Consider the following 20,090-nt stretch of genomic DNA (forward strand, 5'->3'; position numbering starts at 1 on the left):
GAATCAGCCCTTGGCCCAGGCGGAGACGATCTCCTGCATCTTCTTGGCCGCGGCCTCGGGCGTCACGGATCCCTGCAGCAGATCGCTCTGCACGCTGAAGTACTGATCGGCCTCCTTCTTCGGGAAGGCCTGGTCCTGGATCGTGTAGAACGGGTTGACCGCGTACTTCTGCGACCACTCGGCCGCCAGCGGCAGCGCCTTCGGGTCCGGCTCGGCGCCCTTCACCGTCGAGGCGGTGATCTGCATCGCCTTCTGGGCCTCGGGCTGGAGAATGAAGTCGATCAGCGCCGCGGCCTTGTCGGCGTTGCCGGACTTGGCGTTGATCATGTAACCCTCGACGAAGCCCGAGTGCCGGGCCGGCTTCTGGTCGGTCGGCAGCTCGAAGGTCCCGAACGCGGTGGACGGCTTCTTGGCCGACAGGATCGCCTGCGCCTCGGTCCACGGACCGGTGATCGTGTACGCCGTCTTGCCCTGCACGTACCCGGGCTCGATGTCGGCCGGGTCGAGCCCGAGCGCGCCCTGCGGCAGCCACTTCTTGTCCTGCCATTTCTTGAACAGCGCGAATGCCTCGACCACCTCGGGCCGGTCCCAGCTCTCGGCGCCGGTCAGCAGCTTGTCGTGCAGCTCCGGCCCGGCGGTGTGCTCGAGCAGGTACTCGAACAGCCGCATCACGTGCCAGCCGTACTTGCCACCGGTCGCGAGCGGCGTGACACCGACCGCGACGAGCTTCTCGTTGAGCGTCTCCAGCTCGGCGTACGTGGTCGGCGGGGCACTCACGCCGGCCTTGGCGAACAGCGACTTGTTGTACCAGGCACCGATCCCGAGCGCGATGAACGGGACGCCGGTCTTCACGCCGTCGAAGGTCATCCCGCTGATCGCCGCGGTGTTGATCTTCGAGTCCCAGCCGTACTTCGAGTAGTACGGCGACAGGTCGAGCGCCTGCTTCGCCTTCGCGAACGGGCTGCCGATCTGGCCGCCCCAGATCCGCCAGACGTCCGGGCCCTTGCCGCCGAGCAGCTCGGTGCGCAGCTTGTCCGGGTACACGGCCGCACCCGAACCGGGCAGGCTGTCGACGGTGGTCGTCGTCCCGTTCTGCTCGTCGAACTTCTTCACCTGGGCCTTCAGCAGGCCGATCGTCGAGTCGTCCTCGTAGGTGAACAGGCGCAGGTTGTTCGAGGCCGCGGCCGTGTCGCCGCCGCCGGACGTCGTACCGGCGCCGGTGCAGGCGGACAGCCCGGCGCCGAGCGCGGCGGCGGAGGTGAGGCCGAGGAATCCCCGGCGGGTGTAGGTCATGACTGGCTCCTTTGGCGGGCGAAGCGGCGGATCTTGGCGAACATGTCCTCCAGCAGGAAGCGGACGTCGATCTGTTCGCAGACGTGGATCGGGTTGTCGGTGCCGGGCAGGTACCAGCCGTCGACGCCGAAGCGCGGCGCCGGCTGGACCCGCAGGTCCCCGCTGCGGGGGAAGAGCATCAGCGCGATCGCGGGCGAGTCGCCGAGGGAGCGGGACTCGATGGGCTCGCCGTGGTGGATCGCGTTCCACTCGTGCAACTGCTCGATCAGGTACTTGCCGAGCGGACCGGCGTCGCCGATCTTCTCGTCGAGCTCGGCGTAACTGACCGAAACCTTGGTGTAGACATCGCTGGTCACCTGCCAGACCGTCATCCCCGAGCCGAACACGACGTTCGCGGCGTGGATGTCGTTGGACAGGTTGAACTCCATGCCCGGGTACGACGTGTAGCCGTTGTACCCGCGGCCCCCGATCCAGATCACCACGACGTCGCGGTTCACGATGTCGGGGTCGAGCAGGATCGCCGACGCCATGTTGGTCAGTGGGCCGAGGAACGAGACGAACAGCGGATCGTCCTTCGAGGCCAGCTTCGACTCCTCGATGATCAACTGGGCGCCGGGCGAGTCCAGCGGGGTCTGCTCGTCCGGGATACCGGTCGGCGCCCCGTTCGCGACCGGGACCTTGCCGGTCAGGTCCATCAGGTCCAGCAGCAGGTCGATCTCCTCGCGGGACTCCTCCATGCTGCGGTCCGACCGCCGGGTGCCGAAGTGGGCGGCGATCAGGCCCCGCACGTCGAAGGTCGGCGACAACAGCCCGTGCACGATCGCGAACTGGTCGTCGGCCTCGTTCTTGGCGTCGGTGTCGATGATCACCCGGCGTCGGCTCGGCTTCACGGCTGCCACCTTCTTTGAATAGAAATTCACTAGTGCATAGCCTGTCGCCATGAGTGTCGCCACGACGCTAGAGTCCCGTCAAGAGCTCGGTTGAAAGTTGTCGGACTGTGGGAGGTCGGCCGGATGGTCAGTGCGGTGCTCGCGATCGACCAGGGCACGACCAACACCAAGGCGGTGCTGGTCGACGAGTCCGGTGCCGTGCTGGCGCGCCGTACGGTGCCGGTCGGTTTGTCGACACCACGAGCGGGATGGGTCGAGCAGGACGCCAACGATCTGTGGGCCAGCGTGGTGTCCGCGATCCCGTTGACGTCGGCCGACGTCGTCGGCATCGCGCTGTCGACCCAGCGCGAATCGGTCGTCGCCTGGGACCGCAGTACCGGCGCGGCCGCTGGTCCGGCGATCGGTTGGCAGGACGTCCGTACGTCGTCGTGGTGCTCCGCGTTGCCTGCCGGCGTCGACGAGCTCGTACGCCGTCGTACCGGACTCCGGGTGGACGCGATGTTCTCGGCGCCGAAGCTGCGGTGGTTGCTGACGCACTCGCCCGCGAACCAAGTCGGAACGATCGACTCGTGGCTCGTCGACCGACTCACTGGTGGCCGAGAGCACCTGATCGAGGCGGGCAATGCCTCACGCACTCTGCTCTACGACATCCGCGAACTCGGGTGGTCCGCCGAACTGCTGGAGGCCTTCGACATTCCGTTGTCGGTTCTCCCCGAGGTCCGATCCTCGAACGCGGGCTTCGGCATGACCTCCGGCGTCCCCGGGCTCCGCGACGGCATCCCGATCGTCTCGGTGCTGGCCGACTCGCACGCTGCGATGTACGGGCAGGGCTGTGTGCGCGCCGGCCTGGTGAAGGCGACGTACGGGACCGGCTCGTCGGTGATGACTCCGGTCGAGTCCTTCGCGGCGGACGGGTGCACGCTGGCGTGGCTGACCGAGCGTCCGACGTACGCGCTCGAGGGCAACATCGTCTCGTCGGGTGCTGCTCTCGCGTGGACCGCTTCGCTGCTGGGGCTTGCTGATGTCGGTGCTCTGGTGGAGCTCGCCTCGACGGTGTCTTCTGCTGAGGGCGTCACGTTGGTCCCGGCCTTTGCCGGGCTAGGGGCTCCGCACTGGGATCGCGAGGCGCGGGCGGCGCTGGCCGGCATGGGCAGCTCGACCACGCGGGCCCACATTGCGCGCGCTGCGGTGGATGCGGTCGCTCATCAGATCTGCGACATCACCGAGACGCTTCCGGTCCTGCAGCGCCTGCGCGCCGACGGCGGCGGCACCGTCTCCACGCTCCTGATGCAGACCCAGGCTGACCTCCTCGGCCATCCGGTCGAGGTCGCCGACGTTCCCGAGCTCTCCGCCCTCGGCGCCGCGGAACTCGCCTGGGCCGCTCTGGGGCAACCAACCGGTTGGGCGGAACGCCGTACGTACCGAACCTTCGAGCCGGCCATCGACGGCGCCGCGCGCGACGACCGCCGCGCCGAGTGGGCCGCGGCGGTCGCCTCCGTCACAGCTGGGGCGAGCGGCGCCAGTACAGGCCGACGCTGACGGCGATCAGCGTGGTCAGGAAGAACTCCAGCCACAGGCCGGTCGAGCTGAGGGCCGGGACCAGTTCCTCGGTCAGGTTCCAGGCTGCGTGCAGGAGGATCGCCGCCCAGACCCCGCCGCGGAGTCGCTCGGAGACGAACAGGATGGTGAAGGTCAGCGGGAACAGGCCCAGGAAGAACAGCAGGCCTTCCAGGCTGACCAGCCCCTTGTCGTACTGGCCGGTGCCCTCGAGGAAGAACAGCGGCACGTGCCACAGTCCCCACGCGACACCGATGATGCCGGTCACCGCGAGCCGGCTGTAGAACCGCCGAAGCCTCGGCTGCAGGTATCCCCGCCACCCGAACTCCTCGGCCACCGGCCCGGCGAGCAACGTGTACGCCAATGCTCCGAGCGGGCCGCCAGCACCGGCGATTACCGACGAAGCGTGCTGCGGAATGCCGTCGACCCCCAGGAGCAGCGCCGCCACGATCGGCGGAGCAGCCCCGAGGACCACCGCGGCGATGGGCCAATGCCACGACCAGGTGACCTGCCGGGGCATCCGATCGCTCCCCCGATACCGGAGCCACATCACCAACGCGGCCAGCGAAGGCCCGCTCGCCGCCAGTCCGAAGACCAGCGACCCGACCCCTTCGTCGACGTTCGCGCCGGTCAGCCCGAGCACCGCCCACGGCACCCAGGTCAGCGCCAGGCAGATCCAGAAGAACAACGGCACCCGTCGCTGCAGCATCCTCTCGTCGCCAACCGCCACGGCCTCAGTCGTCGCCACCACGGCCCCCAGCCAAGTCTCTCGTCGAACTCATGCCTGAATCCTGGCGGCATTTCGGCCGTTCGATCAGGGGCCCAGCCCGCCGATCCATGGTGGTGCTAGACCCACCATGGATCGGCCGGCTTCTACCCGCGGGAGGTGACTCGGGTCAGGGGTGCCGGAGTGAGAGTGCGGTGGGACCTCAGGTAGTCGGCGAAGGTCTCGTGGTCGGTGTTGTTACGTACCGGGTTGGTCGCGGCCTTGAAGGCCGGGTAGCCGTCGGCGCCGATCACTGTGTAGGCCAGCGCGGCGACGCGGTAGGTCTTGGCCGGGTCGAGCGCGGCGCCGTTGATCCGGACGTCAGCCGGCGCGACGCGGTCGCCGATTGGCCGGCTGGCGTCGTACACGTAGCTCGTGTTGCCGGAGACGGCTAAGGGTACGAACTTCACGGTGCCGTTGGGCTGCGGCTGCCACTGCTGCTCGAGTACGGCGTCCAACTGCGCGCCGGTGAGGCTGACGGTGAGGACCGGGTTGCCGTAGCCGTAGGCGTCCCAGGACTCGCCGAGCAGGACCCGGCCGGGTGCGTCATTGGACTTGTTGCTTTGCGCAACCAGCAGGTCGCCGCGCAGCGCCGTACTTCCGACCGCGGGCTGAGCGGCGATCAGGCCTAGGTCGGCGGGGCCGTTCCGGCGCGCGGTCCACAGATGCACATCAGCGGCCAGGTCGGCGAAGGTGCTCTCACCGGCGGCGTTCGGCGTACGGGTGAAGTCGCCGGTGATCGTCGCGACGGGCTCGGCGTACTTGCGATCCCCCGCGGCCGTCCAGTAGTCGACGATCTTCTGGATCTTCGGGTCCGGGGCGACGTCCCGGGTGACCGCGTGATTGACCGAGGTCGTTGCCGGCCGCAACACCTCGCCGGTCCGCCGGTCGAGCTGCAGGTTGATCTCGTTGATCAGGCGTCCGTGGTTCGCCGCCTCGACGACCGGCCGCGGATTGCCCGCCGGGTCCGGCAGCGAGCAGTTGAACGCCGCGTGCCAGTGCCCGGTGACGATCGCGTCGATCGCCGGACTGACCTGCCGCGCGAGATCGATCGCGGGGCCTGTCGGGTTCACGCAGTTGTCGTACGTCGCCGACGCGTCCGTCCCACCGTCGTGCAGGTTGAGCACGATCGCCTTCACCCCGCGCCTCGTCAGCTCCGCCGCCGCCGCATCCGCCGCCGCGACCGGGTCGAGCGCCCGCAGTTCCGGCTGGTACGACGTGGAGCCGACCGGCGTGTCCGGCACGGTCATCCCGATGAACCCGACCGGGTACGACCTGCCGTGATCCCGCACCCACCGAATCGTGTACGGCGCGACGATCGTCTTCCCGCGCCGGTCCACGATGTTCGCCGACTGGAACGCGAAGTCGGCGCCCCGGAACCTGCGGCCCGTGGAGTCGGTGAAGCAACTGTCCACCCCGACCCTCCCGAAACACTTCCCCTTCTCCATGTGATCCACCAGAAAGCTCTTCGACACGTCGAGCTCGTGGTTCCCCACCGACGAGAACTCGACCCCGAGCGCGTTCAGCACCTCAACGGTCGGCTCGTCCGCATGCACATCCACCTCGAACGGCCACCCCGAGAAGTTGTCCCCGTCGGTGAAGAAGACCGAGTTGTCCTTCCCAGCCCGAATCGCCTTCAGATGAGTAGCCAGGTACGCCGCCCCACCCACCACGATCGCCTCCCCGTCCGGCCCGGCGATCGTCCCCCCATCAGCCACCGAAGGCGGCCGCAAATACCCATGAAAGTCAGTAATCGAAACCAACTGCACCGGTACCGGCGTACTCACGGCACCAGCCGGCTGAGTCAAAGCTCCAGCGGCCAGACCAACCGCCACCACAGCGGCCAACGAACGAACTCTGCGCATAAGTGTCTCCAAATGGGCGAGGGCAAGCACTTACCAGCACCAGGAGACTGCCCGATTCCGAACGCGATGTCACTACCTCACGGCAATCCCGCAAACTCCGCAGGAATCTGTCGACTGCGTGCAGGGCCGCCGCCGCAGGGCTGATCTGGACTCGCCGTGGGCCCGCGCGGCGACCTTTCGCGCCGGTACGGTGCCGCTCGTGCCGATGCAGACCCTGATGACCGGACCCGCCTGGGTCTCCTACGCGCAGATCTACGTGGAGAGCTCCGACGATCCGATGCCGGAGCTGAGCGAGTGCTTCGGCGGCCAGCAGAACGGCCTCTGCGGCGCCGCCGTCCCCGGCACGCTGTTCCTGATCACCGGCCTCCACACCGGCAACGTCGGCTTCGCCGTCGAACTCCACGACGAGGAACCGCCACTCGACGACACCTGGGAGGAGATCGTCGAAGCGTCGTACCGGCCGGCCGGCGAGGTCGCCCTCAACGGCTGGGGCGGCGAAGGCCGCTGGCCGCTGGCGCTGGACCCGATCGACTACCGCGTCCGCTACTCCGGCTGGGGCATGGACACCGGCCACCAGTCCGCAGGGCCAATGGACGACGAGCCACTGGTCGATCGCTACCTACTCCAGTTCTGGCCGGCACCCCCGGCGCCCGATCGCGTCCTCAAGCAGACCAGCGCGCAGGCGGCGTACTGGCACGGCTTCGCCCGCGAAACTCCGCCACGCCCGACACCCGAACAACGCGCAGAACAGCAGCAAGAGCGCGAACGCCAACGGGAGAACGAGCAGCAGGCCGCAAACCTGGCCGCGTGGGGAGGAACACTCCCGAGCGAACGCCTGCAGGAGATCTGGAAGGCGTTCCACCTGGCGAGCGACTACCGCCCCCTTCTGGACGCCGCCGACGCGGCGACGCCGGACACCCAGTGGGCCATCGCCCGCTGGATCACCCGCAGCATGTGCGTCGAGTCCGGCCTCATCCAGTACGACTGGATCGCAGCAGCCCTCGACCGCCTCGAGAACGGCCACGAGGACAAGTGGTCGATCCTCCAGATCCCAGTGGAAGCCTTCAACCCACCCCTCACCGAAGGCGCCCGCTTCACCGCCGGCGGCTACACCAACACCCCCGACCTCGCCGGCCAGGCGACCGCGATCTTCTCCACCTTCTTCTATGACGACCCATTGAGAGCAGTAGTCGACGCCCTGTGGATCGCCAGAGACGTCTACGGCCCAGACCGAGCCCAGGTCTTCCTGGATGATTTGTGGCGGGACTTCCCGATGCTTCAGCTTCGCCGCCGATGACGGCGTCAGAGCTCCAGCCGCAAGCATCGGAGCGAGTTCCCACGAACGGAGCCGGTTGCGTGGGTCGTGGCCGGAACTTTCCTACGGGCAGGGGTGGTTTGGTTGCAGGAAAGTGCAGGGGGTGGCTGGTGCCCAAAGGGTTGAAGATCTGATCAAATGGCAGGTAGTGGTGGCCGGTGTTCCCGCGAAGTCACCGGCCACCACGCCCACTGAGCGCCGGACTTCGGGCCCGGCGTTCAGTGCTGTTCGGGGACCCGGGGTGGAGAGCTGCGGTGGCGCCCGGGCTTGAGGGTTTTGGCTGAGGCGGGGCCCGGCTAGAGAGTGACGACCGAGGATGTCGTGCGGCTGGTTCGGGCTGCTTCGGTGATGGTGACGATGTCGAGGATCTGGTCCGCGGGGACGGTTGGGTGGTTGGCTCGGGCCGCTGTGACCAGGGCGGTCAGGAGGCCGGTCAGCATGGCGGGTGAGGCTTCGATGTGGAAGTTGGACGCCGTTGCGTCGGCGCAGGTGAGGGTGCCCTCGGTCAGGGGGCTCCAGGTGGGGTCGCCGGTGAGGGTTGCTTGGCGGCCTTCTGGCCAGGTGAGGGTGACGGGGTGATCGGGGCGGGCGTCGACCGTGGTGCAGCCGGGGCCTAGGGCGGCGACGGCCAGGTCGACGAGGTGGACGCCGTACCAGTCGAGGACGGGATGGCCGGGTTGTTCGGGGAGTGGACCGGACAGGTTCACGTCGACAATCTGACGGCCGCGGAGAGCATCCAGCGCCGTACGGAACGACGGGGTGAAGCGTTTGGGTGAGCCGGCCAGGACGGTGGTGCCGTACTGCGCGGCCAGGTCGAGCATGTGCTGCGCGTCGGCACGGGTGAGGGCGAAGCGGGTGTCGACGTACACAGGCTTGCCGGCGGCAACTACTCGGGCGAAGTACGCCGGATGCGTGCGGGCGTCCGAGGCAACGATCAGTACGACGTCGCAGACAGCCGCGACCTCCTCCGGGCTGTCGCAGAAGACGACCCCGAGCTCGATCAGCCGCTGATGCCCCGCGTCGATGCGGTCCCTGGACGGCGGGAAGTCTGCGGAGACCTCACCGCGCCACGCGTGCGTCACCACAGCACCAGACACCTGTACGCCGAGCAGCTCCGTGAACGACGGCGCGTGCGACGAGTCGACCCCGATCAACCCGGCCCGCAGCGGCACAGCCGTCATCCTTCACCACCCCGAAGCAGCACAACCGCCCCTTCACCACCCCGGAAGAGCACAGCCGCGCCCAGCGGCACGGTCGTCATCCCTTCACCGCGCCCGACATGATCCCCGCGACGATGTGCCGCTGCAGCACGACGAAGATCACCAAGCACGGCACGAGCGTCACCAAAGTCGCCGCCATCACGTTCGCCGTCGACGCGGTCTCGGTGTTGAGCGAGGCCAGCCCAACAGTCAGCGTCCGCGCCGCCTCCGACTGGCCGACGACGAGCGGCCAGAGCAGGTCGTTCCAGTGCCACAGGAACACGAAGATCGCCAGCGTCGCGAGGATCGGCCGGATCAGCGGCAGCACGATCGCGGCGAACGTCCGCCACTCCCCCGCGCCGTCGATCCGCGCCGCGTCGAAGAGGTCGTCGGGCAGGTCCTTGACGAACTGGCGGATCAGGAACACCGCCTGCGCATTGGCCAGCGTCGGCAGGATCAGCCCCCACAGCGTGTCGACTCCACCCAGCCGCGAGATCAGCACAAACGTCGGGATCAGCGTCGCCTGCATCGGCACCATCAGCGTGGCGATGATTGTCCACAGCACCAAGTTCGCGCCCGGGAACCGCTTGCGGGCCAGGGCGTACCCGGCCATTGCCGCCGTCAGCAGTACGACGACCACCGAGACCGTTGAATAGATCAACGAGTTCAGGAACCACCGCGGGAAGGCACTGACCGAGAACACCCTGGCCAGGTTGTCGAAGGTCAACGCCCGCGGCCACGCGTACGGGATCGTCGGGGTGTCGACCGGCGACAACGCGAGCACGATCACGAACAGCAGCGGTACGACGGTGAACAGCGACAGCGCCGCGACCACACTCGTCCGGACGACCTGAGGTCGAGAGCCGGCCATCACAGCTCCTTCCCGGCGAACCGCCGCTGCACCAGCGACAGCGCCAGTACGACGACGAACAGCACGATCCCGATCGCGGACGCGTACCCGAAGTCGAAGAACTTGAAGCCCTCGTCGTACAGCAGGTAGATGAGACTCAGACTCGCGCGGTTCGGCCCGCCACCGGTCATCACGTAGATCGTGTCGAACACCTGGAACGCGACGATGGTCTCGATCACCAGCACGAAGAACGTGACCGGCCGCAGCATCGGGAAGGTGATCTGCCAGAACGCCCGCCACGGCCCGGCGCCGTCCATCCGCGCGGCCTCGTGGATCTCGGCCGGCTGGCTCTTCAGCCCGGCGAGGAAGATCAGCATCGAGTACCCGAAGCCCTTCCAGACCGCGACCACCGCGAGCGAGGCGAGCACGAGCAGCTGGTCACCGGTCACGAACCCGATCGGTTGCCCGCCGGCCTTGGCGATCATCGCGTTGATCGGCCCGTCGGAGGCGAAGATCCAGGTCCAGATGATGCCCGCCATCACGAACGACGTCAGGTACGGCACGAACAGCAGCGACCGGAACAGCCCGACGAACAGCTTCAGCCGGTCGAGCAGCACCGCGCCGGCCAGTGACACCGCGAGGATCAGCGGCACGAAGATCACCGCGTACACCAGCGACACCCGCAGACTCGCCCAGAACGCGTCGTCGGCCACCAGCTCGGCGTAGTTCTCGCCGCCGGTGAAGGTGACCTCGCCATTGAGCCGGTACGTCGTGAGGCTCATCGCCCCCGCACCGAGGATGGGCAGGATCTTGAACGCGGCGAAGATCACCAGCGTCGGCGCGACGAACAGCCAGCCGGCCAGCGCCTCCCGGCGGCGGCTCGCCGTACGGGCGCGGTCGTCCGTACGGCGGGCCGCCGTACGGGCGCGGTCGGTCAGGACCAGGGCCATGATCGCTCCTCGCATGAGAGGTGGTCAGGAGTTCTTCAGCACCGACCGGGCCTCGACCGCCGCCTGCCCGAGCGCGTCCTGAGGACTGAGGTCGCCGCGCAGCGCGGCCTGGATCTTCGGTGCGAGCACGGCCATCACCTGGCGCGATGCGGGCGAAGCCTCGCCGGGGTTGGCGACCTGCAACGCCTTCACCAGCTGGGCGACGTCCGGGTCGGCGGTGTCGACCTTCACATCCGTACGGGTCGGCAGCGCGCCGGTCTTGGCGATCAGCGCGGACTGCACCTCGGCGGACGTCAGGTACCGCAGCGCCTCGTTCGCGGCGTCCTTGCCGTCGGACTTGGTGATCGAGGTCAGCGCGAGCAACCCGGGATTGCCGTACGTCGCCTGCACCTTCCCGGTCAGCGGCGGGCCGAAGGCAACGTTCTTCGCCCCGAGCGCGCGGCGCAGCTGCTTCAGGTCGTTCAGCGACGACGTCATCCGCACCGCGACCTTGCCCTGGGCAACGGGTTGCCCTTCGACGCCCGGCCCGCTGGTCGCGGCGTCGCGGGGCAGACCGCCGGCTGCGTTCAGGTCGACCAGGAACTGCAGTGCGGCCACGCCCTCGGCCGAGTCGAACGCGACGTCGGAGCCGTCCTCGGTGAACACCCGGCCGCCCGCCTGCCACAGCAACGGGTAGAAGGTCAGGTTGAGCGTCTGCTCGGGCGAACCGGCGTAATCGGTGACCGCGATCTTCTTCTTGGCCAGCACCGGCGCGGCCGCGGCCAGCTGAGCCCAGGTCGTCGGCAGCGGCAGCCCGGCGTCGGCGAAGATCTTCGTGTTGTACGCCGTCGTACTGACGTTCTGGAACAGCGGTACGCCGTACAGCTCGCCGTCGATGGTCGCGGCCTTCAGCGGACCGGGCAGGAAGTCGTCGCGCTTCAGCCCGTCGCCCACCGGCTCCAGCCCCTTGATCCGCTGGTACGTCGACGCCATGTCGGGCGTCACCAGCACGATGTCCGGACCCTTGCCCGCGGCAAGCGCCGCGCCCAGTTGCGCGTCCCGCTTGTCGAAGGTCTGCAGCTGAACGGTCAGGTCGATGTCGGGATGGGCGGTGTCGAAGTCCTGCTCGACCTTGCGCCAGAAGGCCTGGCTCTCCTGCGGATCGGTGATCACCGGGTACATCCACAGGGTGATCGCCTGCTTGCCCCCGTCGCTCCCCGACCCACCACAGGCGGTCAGCGTGACGGCCAGAGCCATGGCGGCGGCGAGGAGCCGGAACGGTGTGCGCTTCATGCGATCTCTTTTCCCCTGCTCGGGTGAAGGGTGACGGAACTGACCGGGTGCCGCGACGCGGCTTCGAGGGTCGCCAGTACGGCGGCGTGCCGCGGGGTGATCGGGCGGGCCGAGAGCAACGGATCGTCCTCCCGCCGCATCCAGTCGAGCAACTGCGCAGCAAGTGAGTCGAAGATGGCCGCGGCCTCGCCAGACCTTCCGGCGGCGAGGTCGTACAGCTCGTCGGGATCGGTGCGCAGGTCGTACAGCTCGAAGGCCTGGCTGGTCTCGACGGCGGGTTGCGGCATGAACCGAGGGCGAGTCCGGCGCTGCCAGGACTGCGTGGGATCCATCGCCCGCGGGGCGTTGCCGAAGTTGGCGATCAGCTTGTGCGTTGCCGTGCGCACCGACCGCTTCGGATCGGCGTACACGTGATGGTTCTGCTGACCGAAGGCCGGCCGCTCGGAATCGGATCCCCCCGTGAGACTCGTTCCGACCAGTTCCTCAGGTTGCTCGATACCGACGAGGTCGAGCAGGGTCGGGACCACGTCGACGTGCTGAACCACGGACGAGATCCGGCGACCGGTCCAACCAGCGCGACCCGGCACCCTGACGATCAGAGCCACGCCAAGGCCGGAGTCGTAAAGCGTGCACTTGGCGCCCGGCAGCGCGAGCCCGTGGTCGGTCGTGAAGATCACCACGGTGCTCTCGGCGAGGCCGACGGCGTCGAGATGCGCCAGTACGGCGCCAACGCCTTCATCCATGTACCGCACAGCCCCTTGCAGCTCCGCGATCTCTTCCCGAGCCGCCGCATCGTCGTGCAGGTACGCCGGAACGGTCACGCCGCGGCTGTCGTCCGCCGAGACGCCCTCGCCGAGAAACCCCATCACCTGCGAGGAATCCGGCCCGACCGTCCGGTGCGGTTCGTGGAACCCGACCTGCAGGTAGAACGGCCGCCCGTCCGCAGCAGCGCGGTCGAGAGCAGCCCGGGTGTTCGCCACGACGGCGTCGCGCGAGTGATCGGTGTCCACGGCATCGAACCCGAGCCGCGCCGCCACCAACCCATCGCTGAGCACCCGCGACTCGTGGTGCACCCCGATCAGCTCGGTGCGATAACCGTTATCCCGAAGGCGATTCGCGAGATGCAACGACGGATCGGCGAGGTCCCAGCTGAACGGATCGTGCGTCAACCCCAGTACGCCGTTGCGCTGCGGATAGGTCCCCGTGAACAGCGAGGCCCGAGCCGGGCTGCAGGTGGGCGAGGCCGCGAACGCCTGCTCGAACAGCACGCCCTCGCCGGCCAACGCGTCGACGGACGGCGTACTGACCGTCTCGACGCCGTAGCAGCCGAGGAATCTGCCCAGGTCATGGCAGTGCAGCAGCAGGATGTTGGTCATGCCATCCGCTCCGACTCCGCCTGGCTCACGGCGTACTGCAGCGGCTCGCCCGCGAGGTGGCGACGGATCTCGGCCACCACGATCTCGCCCGCCCGCCGGCGCGACTGTGCGGTCGCGCCGCCGAGGTGTGGAGTGAGCAGGACATTGGGCAAGGCTCGCCAACGGTCGTCGACCGGCAACGGCTCGGCGTCGAACACGTCGAGCGCGGCATCCAGGCGACCGGCCGCAACCTCGACGTACAAGGCGTCCAGGTCGAGGATCGACGGACGCGCTGTGTTCACGATCAGACCGCCGTCGCGGATCAGCCGCAACTGCTCGGCGCCGATCAGCCCGTGGGTCTCGTCGGTGGCCGGCGCGTGGATCGCGACGACATCACTGACGGCCAGGAGCTCCGGCAACGTCGTGACCGCGGCGGCGAGCGGATCGCCAACCTCGACGTACGGGTCGTAGATCGCGATCTCCGCACCGAGCGCCTGGCACAGCTCGACGTAGCGGCGTCCGGTGCGAGAGGCACCGACGACACCGATCCGTGCGCCCGCGATCTCCTGCGCCCGGGGCACGGATCGAGCCGTCGCCCAGTCGGCGCCGGACCGCAGCGCGTTGTCCAAGCGGTGCACCCGCCGCAGCAGCGCGAGTGTGAAGGTCAGGGACAGCTCGGCCACCGCCGAGGACATCGCCGCACCGGCCTGCGACACCGGGATCCCGGTGCGCCAGAAGTCCTCGCTGACCAGAGCGCGGAGCGAGGACGCGGAGTGCATCACCAACTGCAGGCGCGGCGCCAGCGCCAGCCGGCGGGCGTCGAGTCGCGGGAAGCCCCAGCCGGTCACGACGGCGTCCGCCGTACCGAGGACGGCGGCGAAATCGGACTCGGCCGCGACGTCGGACGGCTCGCGCCACTCGACGGACGCCAATTCTTCCAGGGCTGCCCGGGTGGACGGCGGGAAGAAGGCGTCCGACTCCGGCTGCGGCACGCACACGACCAGCTTCATGCCCGACAAGCTAGGCCGCCAGGATTATTTCTGTCAACAGCTAAAATAAACCTGCTAGGCTTCGACCACTCGTCGTCACCGACTTCCAGACTGGAGTTGCCCGTGGAGTCTCCCGCCCCGGCGCGGCCGCTGTTCCGGCCCGGCAGCAAGACTCTCATCCGCGAGATCAACGAGGCACTCGTCCTGGACGTCGTCCGGACGGAGGCGCCGGTCTCGCGCGCGGCCGTCGCGACCCGGACCGGCCTGAGCCCGGCCACGGTCACCGGGATCGTCGGCCGGCTCGTCGAGTCCGGCTACCTGATCGAGACCGAGATCGTGCAGGGCGCCCGCGGACGTCCGGCCCGCCAGTTGCAGCTGGGCAACGACCGCATCTTCGCCGCCGGTCTGCGCGTCGACCGGGACCGGCTCTTCGCGGTGATGGTCGACCTGCGCGGCGAGGTCGTCCACACCGAGCAGGTCGAGCTGCCCGACACGACACCGACGCGGATCAGCGACGTCGTGGCTCGAGTGGTCGCCGACCTCGGATCCCTGCGTCCTGGCGCCGATCTACTCGGGGTCGGCGTCGCGATCTCCGGCGTGGTCAACAGCGCGGGCGGCGTGGTCCGCCACAGCGGCCTGCTCGGTTGGGAGAACGTCGCCCTCGCACCGATGATCGAGAAGGCGACCGGCCTGCCTGTCGTCGTCGACAGCTACGTGAACTGCCTCGCCCAGGGCATGCTGCTGTTCGGGCGGGAGCGCCGCGACCGCGACCTGCTGGTCTTCAACATCGGCGCCAGCCTGGGCGTCTCGGTCGTGGTCGGCGGCCGGTTGCACCGCGGCGCCGACGGCGCGGCCGGCAGCTTCGCCCACACCCGTACGACGGGCGAGGCCGAGCATCGCCGTTGCCACTGCGGCGCCGAGGACTGCGTCGAGGCGTACGGCGGCGGCTGGAGCATCCACCGCCGGCTCTCCGAGGGCGCGGACCGGGAGACCGTCGTGGCCGATGCCGCCGAACGGCTCGGCGTCGGCGTCGCCAACCTCGCGAAGATCGTCGGCCCGGAAGCGGTCGTCCTCGCCTGCACGGCCGACCTGCGCGAGCTCGGGCTCGACGAGCCGCTCGCGGCCGCCGTACGGCGTGAGTACTCGCACCACTACACGCCGATTCCTGATCTCCAGGTCGTCACAGCCTCGCCGGAATCCGTGGCGACCGGCGCCGGGCACGCCTCGCTGGCACGGCTGTTCGCGGCGAACGGTGCCCCGGTCTGACCCGGGGCACCGTCGACTCAGTAGTCGGTGACCGCGATGTCGCGGTGGTAGACCACGACGTCCGGGCCTCCGGTCGGCAAGCCACTGCCCGGCCGCCACTCGGAGCGGTAGAGGCCGGTCTGGAAGTGCGGTGACCACTGCTGGTGGTAGTTGTTCGCGCCGTTCTCCCGCAGTACTTCGGTGCCGTCGCGGGTGATCACGAGCAGCCCGTCGCTGTCCGGCGTCGACCACGTGATGTCGAAGACCCACTTGGTCCACCGCCCGAACGAGTCGGTCAGCGACCCGAGCGGGAACTGCTGCTTCGTCGCCGTCGTCGGCCCGGTGAGCCGAGCCAGATCCAGCTGCCAGGACGACTGGTACGCGTTCAGCGCGAGCGGTGGATAGGTGCTGGTGCCGTCCGAGAACTTGTAGCCGTGCCACTGGGCCAGGATCGTCCCGCGGTCGAAGATCACCCAGTTCGCCGGCAGGAAGATCGACAGCTCGTAGACGTACCGGCCCCACGCGAACTGGTCCTTGCCGAGCTCGGACCGGAACGAGACGCCGTCGTTCGGCAGCACGAACCGCGCGACCTTGTCGGCCGCGTCCGTCGGACTCGGTACGACGGCCTGGCTGCCGTTGCCCTCGACCGCCTCGGCGTCCCAGGCTCCGAAGTTCCCGGTCTCGAAGCCGTCCCGGAAGATCACCGTGCCGGCGTCCGCGCGGGCGGCGCCGACCAGGTGCGGCGCCGCCGCGGCAGCAGCGAGTCCGGACAGTACGGCGCGCCGGCCGAAGCGATGGTCGCCCATCAGCAGTCGACCTCGATCCGGATCAGGTTGCGGCCCCGGATCGCGTAGAAGGTGCCGCGCTCGTCGAGGGCCGAGCGCGGGATGCCGTACCACTCCGCGTTCAGCGTCACCAGGTCGGTCCGTGCGTAGGTCTTCGGGTCGAACCGGAAGAACGCCTTGCTCGAGGTCGCGTACGCCTGCCCCTTGCTGACCAGCAGCGTGCCGTAGTTCGGCACGACCGGTCCGTGATTCGCCGTGTGCACGATCTTGCGGGTGCGCAGGTCGATCACGAAGAAGTCGCCGCGGTGGCACATGACGTACAGACGTCCGCCGAGGACGGCCAGCCCGGTCACGCCGGTGCCCTTGGCCTGCGGGTCGAGCCGCCACAGCTCCTTGCGGCGCTGGGGATCCCACGCCACCACCGTGCCGCCGGTGTTGCCGACGTTCTGCCCGCCGAGGTACGCGATCCCGTCGTGCACGGTCACGGCCCGGACCATCTGCGTCGCGTCGATCGGGTTGATCGCGGCCGTCGTCGCGCGGGTCCGGGGATCGAACGTCAGCAGCGATCCGCCGCTCTGGGTGTCGGACTGGATGCCGACCAGCGCCAGCCGGTGCCGGTCGTCCCAGACGATCTGATGTGGTCGGTTCTGAGCCGACGGCAACGGCGCGACCGTGCGCGGCCACTGCCCGTCTCGCCGCGGGTTGTAGGCGAGGATCCCGATCTGGTTGTACTGCGCGAAGTACCCGACGCCGTCGCGGATCAGGACGTCCTTGGCCTCGCTCTGCGCCAGGATCCGGGTCTGCTTGCCGCTGCGCAGGTCGTGGTACATCACCGAGTTCGTCCCACCGACGTAGACCCCACCGGCGCCGGCCGCCACCGACATCGCCAACTGCGGACCCGTCGGCGCTCCCCCGGCGATCAGGTCGTGGGTCTTGGAGGTGCCGGTGGCCGGATCGACCTCGAAGACCAGGCCGAACGCCGACACCACCATCACCTTGCCGGCCCGGATCCACAGCCCCCAGATCTCACCGAACTGCGCGCCCGCGACGGTCACCTCCCGGAACTTGCCGGTGGCAACGGTCAGCTCGATCAGCGCGCCGCCGTTGAAGTAGATCTTGTCGCCCAGCACCCGCGGCAGCCGCAGGAACGGCCGGTCACTCTGCAGCAGCCGGTACGACGTCGGGTCGGCCAGGTCGACGATCGCGACCGCGGCGCCGTCCTTCGTGGTCGAGCAGACGTAGAGCGAGTCGCCCTCGATCATCAGGTCGCGCACCTCGACCGCGTCGGCGAACTCGGCCGGCAGGATCGAGGTGTACTCGTTCGTCGCGCGGTCGAGGACGAACAGACCGGCCTTGCTGCTGGTCGGCGTGGCGCCGAGCGAGGCGCCGGTCCCGACGTACACGCGGTCCTCGGTCGCCAGCAGGCAGCGGATCATCGGCGCGAGCGGGTCCGGGCCGGGGACGGTGGTCAGCTCACCCGTTGCCCCGTCGTACCGGCGTAGGCTCGGGTTCTTCTCCTGCCCGCCGAAGTAGAGGACGTTGTCGGGAGCCATCGTGATCGCGTACGGCCCCAGGCCGGGGATCGAGGCCAGGTCCTCCTTCGGCGCGTCCGGCGCGGACAGGTCGAGGCGGATGAACCCGGGGGCGGCCTGACCACGCTCGTCGATCGCGGCGTACAGGTACTTGCCCTGCGGATCGGCGGCCAGCAACTGGGTGCTGATGCCCGGTCCCGCGGTGACACTGGTGACCTTGTCGGTGGTCAGGTCGAAGCCGACGATGCGCATTGGGTCGATGTTGCGGGACGCGACGTAGACCCGGTCGCCGACCGGGATGCCTGCCGCCAGCGAGAAGTTGGTGACGCCGGGCCCGAGGTCGGTGACCTCGACGCGCGGAGCCGTGGTGGTCGCCGCTGCGGCGGTCCCCACGCGGGCCGCCGCGACCGCGATGCCGGCGGCAGCGCCCAGTTGCAGCGCCTGCCGCCGGCCGATCAGTGGTGCTGAGGTCATGACGTCAGGCCTTCCTGTCGGGCTCGACGGGCGGTCGAGCTTTCCAGGGAACCTAAAGTCGTGATTTTATTTTGTCAATGGCCGAACTAATGCTCGTTGAGCATCGACCGATGCTCAGCCGTTCCAGCCACTGCCCTGCTTGACGCGGGTGCCGAGGCCGTTCGCCTTGCCGGGGTACACGTACATGTCGCCGCCGGTGTTCGCGACCGTGATCAGGTCCGGGATGGCGTCGCCGGTCAGGTCGCCGAAGCCGGTCAGCGAGCGCATGCCGTTCCAGCCGCCGGTGCCGATCTCGACGCGGGAGGTACCACCGGCGTACGTCAGGCCCTTGTAGAGCCAGAGCTTGCCGGTGCTCGAGTCGACGGCGGCGAAGTCGGGCTTGCCGTCGCGCGAGAGGTCGCCGATCGCGGCGAGCTTGGTCATCTTCTGCCAGCTGGTGCCGAGCTGCTTGCGCGCGGCCAGGCCGTTCAGCTTGCCCGGGTAGACCCAGAGCTTGCCGGTCGACTTCTCGATCGTCACCAGGTCCGGCTTCGCGTCGCCGGTGATGTTGCCGATGCCGACCAGGTCACGCATGCCGGTCCAGCCGGAGTTGCCGATCAGCAGCCGGGTGGTGCCGGCCAGCGACGGGCCGCGGTACAGCCACAGCTTGCCGGTGGACTTCTCGACCGCCGCGACGTCGGCCTTGCCGTCACCGGTCAGGTCGCCGACGCCGGTCAGCTCGGTCATGCCGTTCCAGCTGGTCCCGATCTTGACCGCGTTCGCGCCGCCCTCGAACGAGCCCTTGCCGTTGTTCGTGTAGCGGTAGAGATCGCCGGTCGGCCGGTGCACCGCGATCATGTCCGGCAGGCCGTCACCGGTCAGGTCGCCGGCGTTGGTCAGGTCCGCGTCGGAGTGCCCGGCGACGTACGAGAGTCCGTAGCTCTGCATCGCCGCGTTCAGCGTCGACGCCGCGATCGTGTGGGTGCCGCCGGTCGGCTTCCACGGGTCCCAGACGGTCAGCGTCTTCGCGGTCTGGTCGTAGCCGTAGACGAGGATCGCGTGCCCGAAGTGGCCGCTGAGGCCCTTGTTCCAGGGCAGCTTCTCCATCCAGACGCCGATCATCGGCGCGCGCTTCAGCGTGCCGATGTCGTACGCCGCCCAGTTCAGCAGGTTGGTCGCGTTGCCGGTGGTGTCGCTGCTCCAGATCGAGTACCCGAGCGGGTTCACGTACTTGTTGACCACCGGCATCGAGGTCCGGTTGTAGGTCCCCTCGGTGGTCGTGCCCATTTCCTTGGCCAGCGTCTGCTGGGTGACGTTCACGCCGTACGTCGCGAGCGTGACCTGGCTCGAGGCGGGGACGCAGAAGTAGTTGGTGCTCTGGTAGACGCCCTTGATCGAGAGCTTCCCGGAGGTCGGCGCGACGGCGACCGCGCGGGCGAGCTGCTGCGCCGACTGGGGGCGCGGGGCAACGGCCGGACCGGAGCTGGACCGTCCGACAACCTTCGGCGCGAGCGCTTCGGCCTCCGCAGCAGTCAGCGGTACGGAGCCGGCGACGGGCGGAAGGCTTGAAGCAGCCGGGCCGGCGGGAGCGCCGGTGTCCGCGGTCGCCACGTGGACGACTCCACCGACGACGAGTCCGATGCTGACGACAGCAGCAGTGCCGAGCTTCCAGCGGTGACGCAGTTTCATGCAGGGGTCCTCACGACGTACAGGCGGATGAAGCGAGAACAACCCAAGCACGACGAAGGGGCAGACCGGCGTTCGGTCCGCCCCT

16 protein-coding genes are annotated in these 20,090 nt (G+C 68.9%); 3 read left to right on the plus strand and 13 right to left on the minus strand.

The genetic code is table 11. The annotated features are described in order from the left end of the window. Positions 1–3 precede the first annotated feature (3 nt). Positions 4–1,293: an ABC transporter substrate-binding protein gene (locus tag ACYVIO_RS26970; protein ID WP_460653699.1), complete on the minus strand. Its 1,290-nt coding sequence runs from the start codon at positions 1,291–1,293 to the stop codon at positions 4–6. Next, entirely contained in the window at positions 1,290–2,183 is an 894-nt protein-coding gene (locus ACYVIO_RS26975) for a nucleoside hydrolase (protein ID WP_460653700.1), read from the minus strand. Before ACYVIO_RS26975 ends, ACYVIO_RS26970 begins: the two co-directional genes overlap by 4 nt. Before the next feature lie 90 nt (positions 2,184–2,273). Between ACYVIO_RS26975 and ACYVIO_RS26980 the strand changes: the two genes are divergently transcribed. Next, positions 2,274–3,722 (plus strand): FGGY-family carbohydrate kinase, encoded by a 1,449-nt coding sequence (locus tag ACYVIO_RS26980; RefSeq protein ID WP_460653701.1) that lies wholly within the window; start codon positions 2,274–2,276, stop codon positions 3,720–3,722. Here the strand turns inward: ACYVIO_RS26980 and ACYVIO_RS26985 are convergent. Then, positions 3,682–4,491 (minus strand): CPBP family intramembrane glutamic endopeptidase, encoded by an 810-nt coding sequence (locus ACYVIO_RS26985; protein WP_460653702.1) that lies wholly within the window; start codon positions 4,489–4,491, stop codon positions 3,682–3,684. The genes ACYVIO_RS26980 and ACYVIO_RS26985 overlap by 41 nt on opposite strands. A 122-nt stretch (positions 4,492–4,613) precedes the next feature. Beyond that, positions 4,614–6,371, minus strand: a complete 1,758-nt coding sequence (locus ACYVIO_RS26990) for a bifunctional metallophosphatase/5'-nucleotidase (RefSeq protein ID WP_460653703.1) — start codon at positions 6,369–6,371, stop codon at positions 4,614–4,616. Positions 6,372–6,570: 199 nt separating this feature from the next. Here ACYVIO_RS26990 and ACYVIO_RS26995 point away from each other — a divergent pair, with 199 nt between their 5' ends. Next, positions 6,571–7,668 (plus strand): hypothetical protein, encoded by a 1,098-nt coding sequence (locus ACYVIO_RS26995; protein WP_460653704.1) that lies wholly within the window; start codon positions 6,571–6,573, stop codon positions 7,666–7,668. A gap of 314 nt (positions 7,669–7,982) precedes the next feature. Here ACYVIO_RS26995 and ACYVIO_RS27000 read toward each other — a convergent pair whose 3' ends face one another. The 6 genes from ACYVIO_RS27000 to ACYVIO_RS27025 form a co-directional block, all read right to left on the minus strand. Further along, complete coding sequence (locus tag ACYVIO_RS27000; RefSeq protein WP_460653705.1) at positions 7,983–8,867, minus strand: Gfo/Idh/MocA family protein; 885 nt, start codon at positions 8,865–8,867, stop codon at positions 7,983–7,985. Between the two features lie 76 nt (positions 8,868–8,943). Further along, on the minus strand, positions 8,944–9,756 hold the full coding sequence (locus ACYVIO_RS27005) for a carbohydrate ABC transporter permease (protein WP_460653706.1): 813 nt from the start codon (positions 9,754–9,756) through the stop codon (positions 8,944–8,946). Continuing rightward, positions 9,756–10,685: a carbohydrate ABC transporter permease gene (locus tag ACYVIO_RS27010; RefSeq protein WP_460653707.1), complete on the minus strand. Its 930-nt coding sequence runs from the start codon at positions 10,683–10,685 to the stop codon at positions 9,756–9,758. The genes ACYVIO_RS27005 and ACYVIO_RS27010 overlap by 1 nt, the downstream gene beginning before the upstream one ends. Before the next feature lie 24 nt (positions 10,686–10,709). Then, on the minus strand, positions 10,710–11,957 hold the full coding sequence (locus tag ACYVIO_RS27015; protein ID WP_460653708.1) for an extracellular solute-binding protein: 1,248 nt from the start codon (positions 11,955–11,957) through the stop codon (positions 10,710–10,712). Continuing rightward, positions 11,954–13,333 (minus strand): sulfatase family protein, encoded by a 1,380-nt coding sequence (locus ACYVIO_RS27020; RefSeq protein ID WP_460653709.1) that lies wholly within the window; start codon positions 13,331–13,333, stop codon positions 11,954–11,956. The genes ACYVIO_RS27015 and ACYVIO_RS27020 overlap by 4 nt, the downstream gene beginning before the upstream one ends. Next, on the minus strand, positions 13,330–14,322 hold the full coding sequence (locus ACYVIO_RS27025) for a hydroxyacid dehydrogenase (protein WP_460653710.1): 993 nt from the start codon (positions 14,320–14,322) through the stop codon (positions 13,330–13,332). The genes ACYVIO_RS27020 and ACYVIO_RS27025 overlap by 4 nt, the downstream gene beginning before the upstream one ends. A 102-nt stretch (positions 14,323–14,424) precedes the next feature. On the opposite strand from ACYVIO_RS27025, the gene ACYVIO_RS27030 reads away from it, so the two are divergent. Then, a complete protein-coding gene (locus tag ACYVIO_RS27030; protein WP_460653711.1) occupies positions 14,425–15,567 on the plus strand; it encodes an ROK family protein in 1,143 nt (380 codons plus the stop codon). 17 nt (positions 15,568–15,584) lie between these two features. Here the strand turns inward: ACYVIO_RS27030 and ACYVIO_RS27035 are convergent, their stop codons facing one another. From ACYVIO_RS27035 to ACYVIO_RS27045, 3 genes are all read right to left on the minus strand, one after another. Continuing rightward, positions 15,585–16,352: a heparin lyase I family protein gene (locus ACYVIO_RS27035; protein WP_460653712.1), complete on the minus strand. Its 768-nt coding sequence runs from the start codon at positions 16,350–16,352 to the stop codon at positions 15,585–15,587. Next, positions 16,352–18,337, minus strand: a complete 1,986-nt coding sequence (locus ACYVIO_RS27040; protein ID WP_460653713.1) for an NHL repeat-containing protein — start codon at positions 18,335–18,337, stop codon at positions 16,352–16,354. Before ACYVIO_RS27040 ends, ACYVIO_RS27035 begins: the two co-directional genes overlap by 1 nt. A gap of 114 nt (positions 18,338–18,451) precedes the next feature. Next, positions 18,452–20,005: an FG-GAP-like repeat-containing protein gene (locus ACYVIO_RS27045; RefSeq protein WP_460653714.1), complete on the minus strand. Its 1,554-nt coding sequence runs from the start codon at positions 20,003–20,005 to the stop codon at positions 18,452–18,454. Between the last annotated feature and the right edge of the window lie 85 nt (positions 20,006–20,090).

This window comes from Kribbella endophytica, from assembly GCF_054781295.1.

Excerpts from the sequence above, each read along its gene's own strand:
- ACYVIO_RS27025 (WP_460653710.1), bottom strand. The coding sequence starts at position 14,322 with ATGAAGCTGGTCGTGTGCGTGCCGCAGCCGGAGTCGGACGCCTTCTTC.
- ACYVIO_RS26990 (WP_460653703.1), bottom strand. The coding sequence starts at position 6,371 with ATGCGCAGAGTTCGTTCGTTGGCCGCTGTGGTGGCGGTTGGTCTGGCC.
- ACYVIO_RS27045 (WP_460653714.1), bottom strand. The coding sequence starts at position 20,005 with ATGAAACTGCGTCACCGCTGGAAGCTCGGCACTGCTGCTGTCGTCAGC.
- ACYVIO_RS27035 (WP_460653712.1), bottom strand. The coding sequence starts at position 16,352 with ATGGGCGACCATCGCTTCGGCCGGCGCGCCGTACTGTCCGGACTCGCT.
- ACYVIO_RS27040 (WP_460653713.1), bottom strand. The coding sequence starts at position 18,337 with ATGACCTCAGCACCACTGATCGGCCGGCGGCAGGCGCTGCAACTGGGC.
- ACYVIO_RS27015 (WP_460653708.1), bottom strand. The coding sequence starts at position 11,957 with ATGAAGCGCACACCGTTCCGGCTCCTCGCCGCCGCCATGGCTCTGGCC.
- ACYVIO_RS27010 (WP_460653707.1), bottom strand. The coding sequence starts at position 10,685 with ATGGCCCTGGTCCTGACCGACCGCGCCCGTACGGCGGCCCGCCGTACG.
- ACYVIO_RS26970 (WP_460653699.1), bottom strand. The coding sequence starts at position 1,293 with ATGACCTACACCCGCCGGGGATTCCTCGGCCTCACCTCCGCCGCCGCG.
- ACYVIO_RS27005 (WP_460653706.1), bottom strand. The coding sequence starts at position 9,756 with ATGGCCGGCTCTCGACCTCAGGTCGTCCGGACGAGTGTGGTCGCGGCG.
- ACYVIO_RS27020 (WP_460653709.1), bottom strand. The coding sequence starts at position 13,333 with ATGACCAACATCCTGCTGCTGCACTGCCATGACCTGGGCAGATTCCTC.
- ACYVIO_RS27000 (WP_460653705.1), bottom strand. The coding sequence starts at position 8,867 with ATGACGGCTGTGCCGCTGCGGGCCGGGTTGATCGGGGTCGACTCGTCG.